This is a genomic window from Serratia sarumanii, assembly GCF_029962605.1.
In the GTDB taxonomy this organism is placed as follows: Bacteria; Pseudomonadota; Gammaproteobacteria; order Enterobacterales; family Enterobacteriaceae; genus Serratia; species Serratia sarumanii.
Genome location: NZ_CP124750.1, coordinates 1,537,758 through 1,551,668, shown reverse-complemented (window position 1 = coordinate 1,551,668; position 13,911 = coordinate 1,537,758). Strand labels below are relative to the sequence as shown.

12 protein-coding genes are annotated in these 13,911 nt (G+C 62.2%); 5 read left to right on the top strand and 7 right to left on the bottom strand.

Annotated features, from left to right (window positions below; genetic code table 11):
- Positions 1–8 precede the first annotated feature (8 nt).
- The 4 genes from gsiB to SSARUM_RS07390 all read right to left on the bottom strand — a co-directional run bounded on the left by gsiB (position 9) and on the right by SSARUM_RS07390 (position 5,315).
- Complete coding sequence (gene gsiB / locus SSARUM_RS07405; protein ID WP_033646792.1) at positions 9–1,544, bottom strand: glutathione ABC transporter substrate-binding protein GsiB; 1,536 nt, start codon at positions 1,542–1,544, stop codon at positions 9–11.
- A 23-nt stretch (positions 1,545–1,567) separates the two neighbouring features.
- On the bottom strand, positions 1,568–3,445 hold the full coding sequence (locus SSARUM_RS07400; RefSeq protein WP_060429780.1) for a dipeptide ABC transporter ATP-binding protein: 1,878 nt from the start codon (positions 3,443–3,445) through the stop codon (positions 1,568–1,570).
- Between the two features lie 19 nt (positions 3,446–3,464).
- On the bottom strand, positions 3,465–4,421 hold the full coding sequence (locus SSARUM_RS07395; RefSeq protein ID WP_033654974.1) for an isoaspartyl peptidase/L-asparaginase family protein: 957 nt from the start codon (positions 4,419–4,421) through the stop codon (positions 3,465–3,467).
- Between the two features lie 357 nt (positions 4,422–4,778).
- A complete protein-coding gene (locus tag SSARUM_RS07390) occupies positions 4,779–5,315 on the bottom strand; it encodes a DUF924 family protein (protein WP_033646798.1) in 537 nt (178 codons plus the stop codon).
- A gap of 158 nt (positions 5,316–5,473) precedes the next feature.
- Here SSARUM_RS07390 and moeA point away from each other — a divergent pair, with 158 nt between their 5' ends.
- Together moeA and moeB are read left to right on the top strand one after the other, a co-directional pair.
- Positions 5,474–6,712 carry a molybdopterin molybdotransferase MoeA gene (moeA, locus tag SSARUM_RS07385; RefSeq protein WP_039566846.1) on the top strand — a complete coding sequence of 413 codons (1,239 nt, stop codon included), beginning with the start codon at positions 5,474–5,476 and terminating at the stop codon, positions 6,710–6,712.
- Positions 6,713–6,714: 2 nt separating this feature from the next.
- The gene (moeB, locus tag SSARUM_RS07380; RefSeq protein WP_039566848.1) at positions 6,715–7,470 is read left to right on the top strand and encodes a molybdopterin-synthase adenylyltransferase MoeB; all 756 of its coding nucleotides are present in this window, start codon (positions 6,715–6,717) and stop codon (positions 7,468–7,470) included.
- A gap of 51 nt (positions 7,471–7,521) precedes the next feature.
- Here moeB and SSARUM_RS07375 read toward each other — a convergent pair whose 3' ends face one another.
- Positions 7,522–9,114 (bottom strand): ABC-F family ATPase, encoded by a 1,593-nt coding sequence (locus SSARUM_RS07375; protein WP_033646804.1) that lies wholly within the window; start codon positions 9,112–9,114, stop codon positions 7,522–7,524.
- 677 nt (positions 9,115–9,791) lie between these two features.
- Between SSARUM_RS07375 and SSARUM_RS07370 the strand changes: the two genes are divergently transcribed.
- A complete protein-coding gene (locus SSARUM_RS07370) occupies positions 9,792–11,096 on the top strand; it encodes an MFS transporter (RefSeq protein ID WP_053088908.1) in 1,305 nt (434 codons plus the stop codon).
- Positions 11,097–11,118: 22 nt separating this feature from the next.
- On the opposite strand, the gene cynR is transcribed toward SSARUM_RS07370, so the two are convergent.
- Entirely contained in the window at positions 11,119–12,018 is a 900-nt protein-coding gene (gene cynR, locus SSARUM_RS07365; RefSeq protein ID WP_049196255.1) for a transcriptional regulator CynR, read from the bottom strand.
- A 114-nt stretch (positions 12,019–12,132) separates the two neighbouring features.
- Here cynR and SSARUM_RS07360 point away from each other — a divergent pair, with 114 nt between their 5' ends.
- Both SSARUM_RS07360 and cynS read left to right on the top strand, forming a co-directional pair.
- The gene (locus SSARUM_RS07360; protein WP_049213454.1) at positions 12,133–12,786 is read left to right on the top strand and encodes a carbonic anhydrase; all 654 of its coding nucleotides are present in this window, start codon (positions 12,133–12,135) and stop codon (positions 12,784–12,786) included.
- 19 nt (positions 12,787–12,805) lie between these two features.
- A complete protein-coding gene (gene cynS, locus SSARUM_RS07355; protein ID WP_033637703.1) occupies positions 12,806–13,276 on the top strand; it encodes a cyanase in 471 nt (156 codons plus the stop codon).
- A 115-nt stretch (positions 13,277–13,391) separates the two neighbouring features.
- Here cynS and SSARUM_RS07350 read toward each other — a convergent pair whose 3' ends face one another.
- Complete coding sequence (locus SSARUM_RS07350) at positions 13,392–13,889, bottom strand: P-loop nucleotide/nucleoside kinase family protein (RefSeq protein ID WP_033653370.1); 498 nt, start codon at positions 13,887–13,889, stop codon at positions 13,392–13,394.
- Positions 13,890–13,911 lie beyond the last annotated feature (22 nt).

Below are 13,911 nucleotides of genomic sequence, written 5' to 3'. Positions count from 1 at the left end.
TGGGCGCCTTATTTCAGATCGGCGTTATCAAAGTTGAACGAGGTATCCGGCATCACGTAGAAACCGCTCAGCTGTTTGCTGTTGGCCGACAACAGACGTTCGGTCGCCAGGAAGATCCAGGGCGCATCGGCCCAGATGCGATCCTGCGCGTCCTGATACAGTTTCTGCTTCTCGGCGCGATCGGTGGTCGCCAGCGCGTCGGTCAGATCCTTGTCCACCTGCGGGTTGCTGTAGAACGCGGTGTTGAACTGCTTCGGCGGCGCCGCCTGGGTGGAGAACAGCGGCGACAGCGCCCAGTCCGCTTCCCCGGTCGAGGCCGACCAGCCGGTGTAGAACAGCCGCACGCCGGTGTCTTTCACCCCGACGCTCTCCACCTGCGCCGCGCGCTGCCCGGCATCCATCGCCGTCACCGTCACTTTTACCCCCACCTGCGCCAGCTGCTGCTGGGTGAACTGCAGCACCTTCTGCGCGGTGCTGTGGTTGTGGGAAGACCACAGGGTGGTGGTGAAGCCGTTCGGGTAGCCGGCCTCTTTCAGCAGCTCGCGCGCCTTGGCCGGATCGTACGGCCACGGCTTATAGCGGGCGGCGAAGTCAATGGCCGGCGGCACCGGCCCTTCCGCCGGCACCGCGTACCCGGCGAACGCCACTTTGATCAGCGCGTCCTTGTTGATGGCATAGTTCAGCGCCTGGCGCACCTTCGGGTTGTCGAACGGCTTCTGAGTGACGTTCATGCTGATGTAACGCTGCAGGATCGACGGGGCGGCCACCACGTCCAGCTTGGCGTTGCCTTCCAGCACCTTGGCCTGCTCGTAAGGGATCGGGAAGGCGAAGGTCGCCTCGCCGGTTTGCAGCATCGCCGCGCGGGTGTTGTTATCCACCACCGGGCGCCAGGTGATGCTGTCGAGCTTCGGCAGCCCCGGCTGCCAGTAGCCGTCGAACTTCTTCACCTTGACGAAATCGGTCTGGTTCCAGGTGACGAACTGATACGGCCCGGTGCCGACCGGGTGGAAACCGATCTCCTTGCCGTATTGCTTCAGCGCCGCCGGCGAGATGATCGCCGCCGCCGGGTGCGCCAGGTTGTTGACGAACGCCGAGAACGGCGCTTTCAGCACGATCTTCACCGTATTGGCGTCCACCGCTTCGGTTTTGTCGATCATCTTGAACAGGTTGTAGCGCTTGAGGTGGCTGTCCGGGTTGCTGGCGCGATCGAGGTTTACCTTCACCGCCTCGGCGTTGAACGCGGTACCGTCGTGGAATTTAATCCCCTGGTGCAGTTTGACGGTGTAGGTCAGGCCGTCTTTGCTGACCTCATAGCTGTCCGCCAGCACGTTCACCAGCTTCATGTCCTTGTCGAAGCCGAACAGCCCCTGATAGAAAGACTTGGCCACCGCCTGCGACAGCGTATCGTTGGCGTCGTAAGGATCGAGGGTGGTGAAGTTGGAGGCCACGGCGATCACCGCGTCCTTCGCCGCCCAGACCGGGCCGGTTCCCGCCGCCAGCAGTACGGCGGCCAACAGCGCATTGCGTTTGAATGTGTGCTTCATGTCGCTTGTCTCTCCTGAGGTCTTTAAAAAGCACCGGCGATCGGGTGGCGGGCGACAAAGTGCCCGGCGCCAACCTGCACCAGCGGTGCGGTAACGGGTTCATCGCCCAGCGCGCGCACCGGGCTCGGGATCTCATCGGCCGGCAGCGGCTGCCGTTTGTGGGCGTGGGCGGGATCGGCCACCGGCACCGCCGCCATCAGTTTGCGGGTGTAAGGGTGCTGCGGGTTGTCGAACACCGCCTGCCGTGGGCCGATCTCGACGATCTGCCCGAGGTACATCACCGCCACCCGGTGGCTGATGCGCTCCACCACCGCCATGTCGTGTGAAATAAACAGAAAAGCGACGCCGAACTCGCGCTGCAGGTCGAGCAGCAGATTGACGATCTGCGCCTGAATCGACACGTCCAGCGCCGACACCGCCTCGTCGGCGATCACCACTTTCGGGTTCAGCGCCAGCGCGCGCGCGATGCAGATGCGCTGGCGCTGGCCGCCGGAAAATTCGTGCGGGTAGCGGCGCGCATGCTCCGGCAGCAGGCCGACGCGCTCCAGCAGCCAGGCCACCCGTTGCTCCGCCTCGCGGCCGCGCATCACGTTGTGCACCAGCAGCGGCTCCATGATGGAAAAACCGACCGTCAGACGCGGATCAAGCGAAGCGTATGGATCCTGAAAAATGAACTGAATATCGCGCCGCAGGTGCTGCAGGGCCGGCCCCTTCAACTGATCTATCCGCCGCCCGGCGAAGGTGATGGTGCCGCTCTGGCTGTCCACCAGCTTCAGCAAAGAGCGCCCGGTGGTGGACTTGCCGCAGCCGGACTCGCCCACCAGCCCCAGCGTCTCGCCGGGGTAAAGATCGAAACTGACGTTTTCCACCGCGTGCACCCGGCGAGTGACCCGATTGAACAACCCGCCGCGCAGATCAAAACGCGTGACCAGATGCTCCACCTGCAGGATCGGCGCGGCGTCTGGCGGCACGGTATCCTGCGGCGCCGTATCCCCCTCGCCGCCCGGCAACGGAAACTTCGCCGGCAGCGGCCGATCGGCCATCGCCCCCAGCTTCGGCACCGCCGCCAACAGCGCCCGGGTATAGGCCTGCTGCGGCGCGGCGAACAGCTCGCGCACCCGATTTTGTTCCACCTGCTCGCCGCGGCGCATCACCAGCACCCGGTCGGCTATCTCCGCCACCACGCCCATGTCGTGAGTAATGAAGATCACCCCCATCTGCATCTCCCGTTGCAGCACGCGGATCAGCTGCAGGATCTGCGCCTGAATGGTGACGTCGAGGGCGGTGGTGGGCTCATCGGCGATCAGCAGCGCCGGCTTGCAGGAGAGCGCCATGGCGATCATCACCCGCTGGCGCATGCCGCCGGAAAGCTGGTGCGGGTAGCGCCCCAGCACCTCTTTGGCCTCCGGAATACGCACCAGATCGAGCATGCGCAGCGCCTCCTGGCGCGCGCTGCGGTGATCCATGCCCTGATGCAGGCGCAGCGATTCGGCGATCTGCTCGCCGACCGGAAATACCGGGTTGAGCGAAGTCATCGGCTCCTGGAAGATCATCGCCATGTCGGCGCCGCGCACCGTGCGCAGCGTGCTCTGCGAGGCCTGCGCCAGATCGAGCAGCGTGCCGTCGCGCCGGCGCAGCGTCATGGCGCCGCTGACGATGCGCCCGCCGCCCTGCTCCACCAACCGCATTAGCCCCAGCGAAGTGACCGATTTGCCGGAGCCGGACTCACCGACGATCGCCAGCGTCTCGCCGCGATCGAGATCGAACGACAGGTTGCGCACCGCTTCTACGGCGCCGTCCGGTTGAGGAAAGCTGATGCTCAGATCGCGCACCGTCAGCACCCGCTGCGGCGGCAATGACGGCCCGCCGCTGGCGGCGGGTCGAAGTAAAACGTCGGTCATGCACCCTCCCGGTGAACGCTTAGCGGTAAATCCCGACGGACGGCGCATCGCCGACATAGCCAAAACCGCGATACATCCCCTCGCAGTTGAACGGCAGCGCGATATTGCCGTGGCGATCGACGGCGATCATGCCGCCGCTGCCACCGAGGGCCGGCAGCTTCTCCATCACCACCCGATCGCTGGCCGCCTGCAGGCTCAGATCGCCGTATTCGATCAGGGCGGAGACGTCATAGGCCGCCACGCCGCGCATGAAGATTTCGCCGGTGCCGGTGCTGGAAACCGCCACGGTGGCATTGTTGGCATAGCAGCCGGCGCCGATAATCGGCGTGTCGCCTACCCGCCCGGCCTGCTTGTTGGTCATGCCGCCGGTCGAAGTGGCGGCGGCGAGGTTGCCCAGCGCATCCAGCGCCACCGCGCCGACGGTGCCGAATTTGCGATCGGGATCGAGCGGATCGCCGGCCTGCGCCGCGCCGTCGTGATCGAGCAATACCCGGCCCTGCTCCGCCTGGGCGCGGTGCAGCTGATCGAAACGTTCTTGGGTAAAGAAGAAGTCAGGGGTAACCATTTCCAGGCCGTGGGCGGCGGCAAACTTCTCGGCGCCTTCGGCGGCAAACAGCACGTGTTCGCTGTTTTCCAGCACCGCGCGCGCCGCCAGCACCGGGTTGCGGATGCGGCTGACGCCGGCGACGGCGCCGGCATCGCAGGTGCGGCCGTCCATCACGCAGGCGTCCAGTTCGTGAGTGCCCTGATGGGTAAACACCGAGCCTTTGCCGGCGTTGAACAGCGGGCACTCTTCGAGCAGCCGCACCGCTTCGGTCACCGCGTCCAGCGCGCTGCCGCCCTGCGCCAGTATCGCCTGCCCGGCGGTCACGATCTCGGACAGCGCCTGGATATACTGCCGTTCTTTTTCCGCACTCAGCGCCGCCCGGGTAATTGCGCCCGCGCCGCCATGAATGGCAATCACTGGTTTGCTCATTTGCCTGACACCCTGTGTTAATCCCGCCGTTGCGCAGCGAATAAGCTGAGCGCGGTATCATTATTATTCAGTCTTTTTCGACTCTATTTAGTCCTACAGTGGAAGTACAGCATAACGTCCACGTCCCGCTTTTAGCGTAGTCCGCTTAGACCGTTTCGCACCTTGAAATAGCTTATTGGAATAAAAACAGCAGGTTATAAAAAGCCGTAAACCGCCGATCGTACGGCCGAGATTATTGGTAATTCCGCGTGCGGAAATAGCGGCATGGCGTAAGGAAATAAACGTTCGCGCTGAATAACGCTTATTGCGGCGCCCGGCCTGCTGTTTTTTCCCCGGCCGGGCGCAGATGATCCGAGATTAAAAACCCGATCCGGGCTGCTGTAAAAAAGCCTCTTCTTCCGGCGTGCTGGTGCGCCCCAATATCGCATTGCGATGCGGGTAGCGGCCGAAACGATCGATGATCGCCTTGTGCCGAAGCTCGAACTCCAGCTGGTCGCCGTTATTGAGCTCGGTGTACAGCACCAGCGCCTGCTGGTGGATCAGCGGCGATTCCGAATGCATGAACGGCAGATAAAGGAAACCGCGCTGCTCGCGGCTCAGCCGTTCGCACTCGCCGCTGCGGATCGCCTCCTGCGCCAGGATCAGCGCCATGCCGTCGCAGGCGAACGACTGCGGCGTGCCGCGGAACAGGTTGCGGCTGAACTGATCGAGCACGATCACCTCCGCCAGGCGCCCCTCGATGGTGTCGCGCCAGTGCGCCAATTCCCCCGCCGCCGCCGCGCGCCAGATTTCGCCGAAACGACTGTGCAGCAGACGATCGAAATCGTCGTCCTTTTTGAACCACATGATCGGTTCGATCTCGTCGAACCAGAAGTCGATAACCTGTTTATGCATCATGATTCTCCTCTGTTTTACGCAGTTTATACCCGATCGCCCCATCACCGCAGTGCGAAAGATGGCGGGCATAACCCGTTCTCCCCCCCGGCGTTCTCTGCCATAATACCCGCACTTTGTCGCTATTTTAGCGCCCCCCTGATTACGGAGTTCCCTTTATGGATCATTGCCATACTTCCGATCTCATTTCCCTGGAGCAAGCGCTGGAAAAAATGCTCGGGCAGATCGCCCCACTGCAGCAGACCGAATCCGTCGCCCTGACCGCCGCCGCCGGCCGCATCACCGCCGCGCCAGTGGTCTCACCGCTCGACGTGCCGCCGTTCGCCAACTCGGCGATGGACGGCTATGCGCTGCGCCTCGCCGATCTGGCGGCCAATGCGCCGCTGCCGGTCGCCGGTAAGGCCTTCGCCGGTGCGCCGTTCGACGGCCAATGGCCGACCAACAGCTGCGTGCGCATCATGACCGGCGCGCCGATCCCGGCCGGGGCGGACGCGGTAGTGATGCAGGAGCAGGCCGAGGTGAGCGACCAGGGCGTGCGTTTTTCCGCGCCGGTTGAAGCCGGCCAGAATATCCGTCTGGCGGGTGAAGACATTCGCCGCGGCGCGAGCGTGTTGCCGGCCGGCGTGAAGCTGGGCGCCGCACAGCTGCCGCTGCTGGCTTCGCTTGGCGTCGCCGAGGTGCAGGTGATGCGTAAGCTGAAGGTGGCGGTGTTCTCCACCGGCGACGAACTGCAGCCGGTCGGCCAGCCGCTGCAGGCGGGCCAAATCTACGACACCAACCGCTTCGCGGTGCGCCTGATGCTGGAGCAGATGGGCTGCGAGGTGCTCGATCTCGGCATTATCCGCGACGATCGCGATGCGCTGCGCGCCGCTTTCGAACGGGCGGACAGCCAGGCCGACGTGGTCATCAGCAGCGGCGGCGTCTCGGTCGGCGAGGCCGACTACACCAAACAAATGCTCGACGAACTGGGCCAGGTCAGCTTCTGGAAGCTGGCGATCAAACCCGGCAAACCCTTCGCCTTCGGCAAGCTGGGCCACGCCTGGTTCTGCGGCCTGCCGGGCAACCCGGTTTCCGCCGCCCTGACCTTCTACCAACTGGTGCAACCGCTGCTGGCGAAGCTGGCCGGCCACAGCGACTGGCGCCTGCCGCCGCGCCTGCGCGCACGGGCGCTGACCCCGCTGAAGAAATCGCCGGGCCGCCTCGATTTCCAGCGCGGCGTGTTCAGCAGCAACGCCGCGGGCGAACTGGAGGTCAGCACCACCGGCCACCAGGGCTCGCACGTCTTCAGCTCTTACAGCCAGGGCAACTGCTTCATCGTGCTGGAGCGCGAACGCGGTTCGGTGGCGGTAGGCGAAACGGTGGAGATCGAGCCGTTCAACGCCCTGCTGAGGAGCTGAGCATGCTGCCGGAATTGACCGACGCCGAAGCGCTGCGCTACAACCGCCAGATCGTGCTGCGCGGCTTTGACTTCGACGGCCAGGAGAAGCTGAAGGCCGCCCGCGTGCTGATCGCCGGGCTGGGCGGGCTGGGCTGCGCCGCCGCGCCATATCTGGCAGCGGCCGGCGTCGGCCATCTGGTGCTGGTGGATTTCGACACCGTCTCGCTCTCCAACCTGCAGCGCCAGATCCTGCACCGCGACGATCGCATCGGCCAGAGCAAGGTCGCTTCCGCCAAGCGGGAACTGAACGCCATCAACCCGCATATCCGCATCGACGCGATCGACTGCCGTTTGGAAGATGACGCGGTCGCGGCAGAGATCGCCGCCTGCGATCTGGTGCTGGACTGCACCGACAACGTGGCGGCGCGCGATGCCCTGAACCGCCTGTGCCACGCGCAGCAGAGGCCGCTGGTTTCCGGCGCGGCGATCCGCATGGAAGGCCAGCTCAGCGTGTTCACCTATCAGCCGGGCGAGCCCTGCTACCGCTGCCTGAGCCGGCTGTTCGGCGACAGCGCCCTCACCTGCGTCGAAGCGGGCGTGATGGCGCCGCTGGTCGGCACTATCGGCACCCTGCAGGCGATGGAGGCCATCAAGCTGCTGGCCGACTATGGTCAGCCGCTGCGCGGCAAGCTGTTGATGTTCGATGCGATGAGCATGCAGTTCCGCGAGATGAAACTGCCGAAGGATCCGCACTGCGAGGTGTGCGGCGGGGAATGACGGATAAAAAAAGGGCGGGATAATTCCCGCCCTGATGCGTTGCCGCGAGGGTTACACGATGCCCTGGCTGCGCAGATAGTCTTCGTAGTTGCCGGTAAAGTCGATCACCTTGTTCGGGGTGATTTCCAGAATGCGCGTCGCCAGCGAACTGACGAACTCACGGTCGTGGGAGACGAAGATCAGCGTGCCTTCGTACATCTCCAGCGCCATGTTCAGCGATTCAATGGATTCCATATCCAGGTGGTTGGTCGGTTCGTCCATCACCAGAATATTCGGGCGCTGCATCATCAGCTTGCCGAACAACATGCGGCCCTTCTCACCGCCGGACAGCACCTTCACTTTCTTCTTGATGTCGTCCTGGCTGAACAGTAAACGGCCCAACACGCTGCGCACCGCCTGCTCATCGTCTTTTTCCTGCTTCCACTGGCTCATCCAGTCGAACACGGTCAGGGTATCGTCAAACTCGTATTCGTGATCCTGCGCGTAGTAACCGATACGGGCGTTTTCCGACCACTTCACGCTGCCGCTGTCCGGCTGCGCGTCGCCCACCAGCGTTTTCAGCAGGGTGGTTTTACCGATGCCGTTGGCGCCCAGCACCGCAACCTTCTCACCCACTTCCACCATCAGGTTCAGCTTGCTGAACAGCGGGCCGTTGTCGAAGCCCTTGGTGAGCGCTTCCACTTCCAGCGCGTTACGGAACAGCTTCTTGTCCTGATCGAAACGGATGAACGGGTTCTGGCGGCTGGAGGCCTTCACTTCTTCCAGCTGGATCTTGTCGATCTGGCGGGCGCGCGAGGTGGCCTGCTTGGATTTGGAGGCGTTGGCGCTGAAACGGCTGACGAACGATTGCAGCTCGTTGATCTGCGCCTTCTTCTTGGCGTTGTCGGCCAGCAGACGTTCACGCGCCTGGGTGGCGGCGGTCATGTATTCGTCGTAGTTGCCCGGATAAACGCGCAGTTCGCCGTAATCCAGATCCGCCATGTGGGTGCAGACCATGTTCAGGAAGTGACGGTCGTGCGAGATGATGATCATGGTGCTGTTGCGTTCGTTCAGCACCTGCTCCAGCCAGCGAATGGTATCGATGTCCAGGTTGTTGGTCGGTTCGTCGAGCAGCAGGATTTCCGGATCGGAGAACAGCGCCTGCGCCAGCAACACGCGCAGCTTCCAGCCCGGCGCGATTTCGCTCATCGGGCCATAGTGCTGTTCCACCGGAATGCCGACGCCAAGCAGCAGTTCGCCGGCGCGCGCTTCGGCGGTGTAACCGTCCATCTCGCCGTAGGCGACTTCCAGGTCGGCCACTTTATAGCCGTCTTCTTCGCTCATCTCCGCCATGGCGTAGATGCGGTCGCGCTCTTCCTTCACCGCCCACAGCTCGGTGTGGCCCATGATCACGGTGTCCAGCACGCTGTACTGTTCGAAGGCGAACTGATCCTGACGCAGTTTACCCAGGCGCTCGTTCGGATCGAGGAACACGTTGCCGCCGGTCGGCGCCAAATCGCCGCCGAGGATTTTCATAAAGGTGGACTTGCCGCAGCCGTTGGCGCCGATCAGGCCATAACGGTTGCCGCCGCCGAATTTAACAGAGATGTTTTCAAACAACGGCTTGCTGCCGAACTGCATGGTGATGTTGTTGGTGCTTAACACAGCGCTCGCTCTTTATACATAGGGAATGTGATTTGGCGCGCATTATGCCACAACGGGGTTAAGAGATCGCGGGAAGTTTTGGTGACATTTTGAGCGGTGACGACGGATGAGTCATAGCTGGGTTGAATAATACCGATAAAATTCACGGCGAGATTTCACGCAGCAAGCCGTACAATATTTGAAACCAATTCGCCAAATATATTAATTAAACTTAAAAATGACATTTATTCTCCCCAGAACCGCCCCAGGCACGAATAAATCGTATCTGTTCACCTTATGAAAATCATTAATACAGCCAACACGTCTCTATTTAATTCTAGTTTTTTCCGACTATCGCCACACATTCTGCTATACGCGACATTTTGTGACCGCCTTCTTAATTACCAAGGTTTTTTAGAGGATTAATGCGTTACAGCTCACTAAATCGACATGGCACATTCGTTCCAGCTGAAGAGAAAATCAAATAAAAACAATTAAATACAGAAAGATGTGAAAATCAAACCACCGTTATCCCGCTAACTACTCTCATATTGCATATGATTGTACATACAAGTATATGTAAACGTGACGTTGCCGTTTTGTTGGCGTTTCGGGGCTCGGTTATCGCCGCCCCGGATAACACCACCCCGGCCAGAAAATAATAACAACACACCGTCCACCTATCGCGAGAGACAACGATGAACACTGCTGAAAACGCATTGCCCAAAAGCCAAACGGCGGGGAAGGGCGCGGTAAATTACAAAGTCATTGTCGGCGCCAGCCTGGGCAACGGCCTGGAGATTTTCGACTTCACCGTCTACAGCTTCTTTGCCGCCATTATCGGCAAACTCTATTTTCCCAGCGACAGCGCCTACGGCTCCTTGTTGATGTCGGTGGCGGTGTTCGGCGTCGGCTTTATCATGCGCCCGCTGGGCAGCATGGTGCTGGGTGCCTATGCCGATCGGGTCGGCCGCAAGGCCGCCATGCTGATGACCATCGTGCTGATGGGCGTCGGCACCGCGCTGATCGCCTTCGCGCCCACCCATGCGCAAATCGGCGTTCTGGCGCCGGTGCTGATCGTGGTTGGCCGCCTGATTCAGGGGTTTGCCGCCGGCGGTGAAGTGGGCTCGGCCACCACGCTGCTGCTGGAGTCGGCAGGGGCCAACCAACGCGGCTTCTTCGTCAGCTGGCAGGCGATAAGCCAGGGCATCAGCGCCCTGCTTGGCGCCTCTTTAGGCCTGGCGCTCACCTATTTTCTGCCGGAGCAGGCACTGTATGCCTGGGGCTGGCGCGTGCCGTTCATCATCGGTTTGTTGATCATTCCCGTCGGCATCTATATTCGCAAACATCTGGAAGAGACCTACACTGGAGAGGCGCCGGCTCACGCGCGGCCGCCGCTGAATCCGGTATGGGATCTGGTGAGCAATCATGCCAAAGATCTGTTGCTGGGCGTATTGATCATCATGTCCGGCACCGTGATGGTCTACGTGGTGCTGCTGTATATGCCGACCTACATGATGCAGACCTATCACATCGCCGGCCCGACCGCCTACCTGTTCAGCTGTATTGCCTCTGTGGTACAGATCATCGCCGTCTATTGCGCAGGCCGTTACGTCGATCGGGTGCAGAACTACAAAAGGCCGCTGCTGTTCTCAATCTTTGCAGCACTGATCCTGATTTACCCGACCTTCTGGTTCCTCAGCGCCACGCAAACCCTGTGGCTGGCGATCGTTTTCCGCATCCTGCTGATCGGCGCGCTGGGCATCAACATGCTGGCCAGCACTATGCTGATCGTCTCGGCGCTGCCGCGCCACGTGCGCGCCACCGGCACCTCGATGATCTACGCCTTTGGCGTGACGCTGTTCGGCGGATCGGCGCAGTTGGTCGTCACCTGGCTGCTGGACGTCAGCGGCAATCCGATGGCGCCGGCGTGGTACGTCACCGGCATGTTGACCGTCAGCCTGATCGCCACTCTGCTGTTCCGGGAGCGTCATAAAGAATAGCGCCTGCTGCCGAGCCGTGCGGCTATCGGCTGCCCGGCGCCGGCGTAATGCCCTGTTCCTGCAAGAGGGCAATAAACGCCTGCGCGGCGGCGCTGCGGTAAGCGCCTTTGCGCTGCAGCCATACCGCCTGCCGCACCGGCATGGCGTTGGCCAAAGCCACTTTTTTCAACTGCCGGTTCTCGCGCGCAATGGCGGCCGGCAGCAGCGTGGCGAGCTGCCCGCGCCGCACGATCTCGACGATGGCGCCTAGCGCATTGGCCTCCACCGCCACCTGCGGCCGGAAACCCAGCTGCGTGCAGTAGCGATCGATAAACTGGCGCGTGGCAAAGTCGCCGCTCAGCAAGGCCAGCGGCAGATGTTGCCACTCCGCCAGCGTCAGCGGCCGGCGATGAGATGCCAAGGGATGATCGGTGCCGACCATCAGCTCCAGCGACTCATTGAACAACGGCGCCGCTTCCACCTCCGCCGACTGCGCCATCTCGAAGGCAATGCCCAGATCCAGCCTATCCTGCGCCAGCAGCGCCTCCATTCGCTCTTGCGCCATCTCTTCAATGCTCAGCGTAATCCCCGGATAGCGGCGGTAGAAGGCATCGACCGCCGGCCCCACCAGATAGGCGGTGAACGTGGGGGTCATCGCCAGCCGCAAATGGCCGCGTGCCAGCGTCGCCACGTCATGGATCGCCCGCGCGCCGGCATCCAGATCCTGCAGCGCCAAGCGCGCATAGCGCATCCACGCCTCACCGGCGTCGGTCAGGCGCACGGCTCTGCCGCTGCGATCGAACAGCGGCGCTCCCAATGTGTCTTCCAGCTGCTTGATCTGTTGCGACAGCGTCGGTTGCGAGACGTGCAGCGATTCGGCGGCGCGGGTGAAGTTGCCCTGTTCGGCAACGGCCAGAAAATAACGGATGTGTCGCAGCAGCATAACGCCCCAGCTATTAGTAAAACCTATAGCTGGCATTATAAATGGGTCTTAGACCCTATAGCCAGAAGCGTTCATCATGCCGCCATCGCATAACGACACCCAATGGAGAAACGGATGAAAGAGGTGATTGAAGGCTTCCTGAAGTTCCAGCGCGAAGCCTTTGTTGAACGCACGGCGCTGTTTCAGCAGTTGGCGACCCGCCAAAACCCGCGCACCCTGTTTATCTCATGTTCCGACAGCCGGCTGGTGCCGGAGCTGGTCACCCAGCGCGAGCCGGGCGATCTGTTCGTGATCCGCAATGCCGGCAACATCGTGCCTTCTTTCGGCCCCGAACCCGGCGGGATTACCGCCTCGGTCGAGTACGCCGTCGCCGCGCTGGGCGTGGAAGATATCGTGATCTGCGGCCATTCCGACTGCGGCGCAATGACCGCCATCGCCACCTGCCAGTGTCTGGATCACCTGCCCACGGTCGCCGGCTGGCTGCGTTACGCCGATTCCGCGAAGGCGGTCAATCAGGCTTATCCGCACGCTTCCAACGAGGCGCGGGTCGCATCGATGGTGCGCGAAAACGTCATCGCCCAGCTCAACAACATCAAAACGCACCCTTCCGTCGCCCTGGCGCTGGATCAGGGACGCCTGACGCTGCACGGTTGGGTCTATGACATCGCCAGCGGCGCTATCGACGCGCTGGACGGCGAAACCCGCCGCTTCGTGCCGCTCGCCACCCATCCCGAGGTGACCGCCACCCCGGCGATCGCCCGTTTTTAAGTCAACAAAAGGAGCTAACATGACACACTCTCTGCACAACGCCGCCCCGCGCGCAGCGCTCACCGACACCATCATGGCCGCCAAGATCCGCCATAACCTGACTTTCGACGCGCTGGCTGAGGGCACCGGACTCAGCCTGGCGTTCGTCACCGCCGCGCTGCTGGGGCAGCATGCGCTGCCGGAACAAGCGGCACGCACCGTGGCAGCCAAGCTCGGGCTGGACGAAGAGGCGGTACAGCTGCTGCAAACCATCCCGTTGCGCGGCAGCATTCCCGGTGGCGTGCCGACCGATCCGACCATTTATCGCTTCTATGAAATGCTGCAGGTTTACGGCTCCACGCTGAAAGCGCTGGTACACGAGCAGTTCGGCGACGGCATCATCAGCGCCATCAACTTCAAGCTGGATATCAAGAAGGTGGCCGATCCGGAAGGCGGCGAACGCGCGGTGATCACCCTGGACGGCAAATACCTGCCGACCAAGCCTTTCTAATCTACTTCCGCGCCATCGCCTTCCAGGCCGCGCTGCCGTGCGCGGAAGTCGCCTTCTACAACGCGTTTAACGCCAAAGCCTAACCCTATTGCCGGCGCCGTCATGGCGCCGGTTTTCAGTCCTGTTCGCCATAACGCAAGACTGTCATCCCTTCCTCTTCCGCCGGGGGAACAAAGTACTGCGCCAGGCGCTCAAACTCCGCTTCGCTCAGTGTAAACGGGTGCTCGCCGCGCGCGTTTCTCAGCGTTATCCGGCTCAGGCATTGCGCATGGCTGACGTCGAGAAAATGCAGACAGTGCGCAACGCCGGCCTCCTCCGCCAACGCTTTGGCCCAGCGCCGCCTGTCTGGCGTATTCATCGGGAAATCGAGCGCTACGGACCAGCCGCCGCGCAGCAGTTGAACGAGGTGTCCGCCCAGCGCCCGCCGCAACCGGTCGGAACAGCGCGCATAGTCTTGCAGGCTGGTCATCTCCTGCTCATACAGCGTCGCCAGCCACGCATCTTCGACCAGCAACAGCGTTTGCGGTTGCTGCGCCAAACGCTGCGCCAGCGTCGATTTGCCTGCGCCGGCCTTGCCACACATCAGGTGTAAAACTGCAGGGTAGGTTTTCATGACGTTCTCCGGTCGTTGCCGG

Excerpts from the sequence above, each read along its gene's own strand:
- gsiB (WP_033646792.1), bottom strand. The coding sequence starts at position 1,544 with ATGAAGCACACATTCAAACGCAATGCGCTGTTGGCCGCCGTACTGCTG.
- SSARUM_RS07400 (WP_060429780.1), bottom strand. The coding sequence starts at position 3,445 with ATGACCGACGTTTTACTTCGACCCGCCGCCAGCGGCGGGCCGTCATTG.
- SSARUM_RS07395 (WP_033654974.1), bottom strand. The coding sequence starts at position 4,421 with ATGAGCAAACCAGTGATTGCCATTCATGGCGGCGCGGGCGCAATTACC.
- SSARUM_RS07390 (WP_033646798.1), bottom strand. The coding sequence starts at position 5,315 with ATGCATAAACAGGTTATCGACTTCTGGTTCGACGAGATCGAACCGATC.
- moeA (WP_039566846.1), top strand. The coding sequence starts at position 5,474 with ATGGATCATTGCCATACTTCCGATCTCATTTCCCTGGAGCAAGCGCTG.
- moeB (WP_039566848.1), top strand. The coding sequence starts at position 6,715 with ATGCTGCCGGAATTGACCGACGCCGAAGCGCTGCGCTACAACCGCCAG.
- SSARUM_RS07370 (WP_053088908.1), top strand. The coding sequence starts at position 9,792 with ATGAACACTGCTGAAAACGCATTGCCCAAAAGCCAAACGGCGGGGAAG.
- cynR (WP_049196255.1), bottom strand. The coding sequence starts at position 12,018 with ATGCTGCTGCGACACATCCGTTATTTTCTGGCCGTTGCCGAACAGGGC.
- SSARUM_RS07360 (WP_049213454.1), top strand. The coding sequence starts at position 12,133 with ATGAAAGAGGTGATTGAAGGCTTCCTGAAGTTCCAGCGCGAAGCCTTT.
- cynS (WP_033637703.1), top strand. The coding sequence starts at position 12,806 with ATGACACACTCTCTGCACAACGCCGCCCCGCGCGCAGCGCTCACCGAC.
- SSARUM_RS07350 (WP_033653370.1), bottom strand. The coding sequence starts at position 13,889 with ATGAAAACCTACCCTGCAGTTTTACACCTGATGTGTGGCAAGGCCGGC.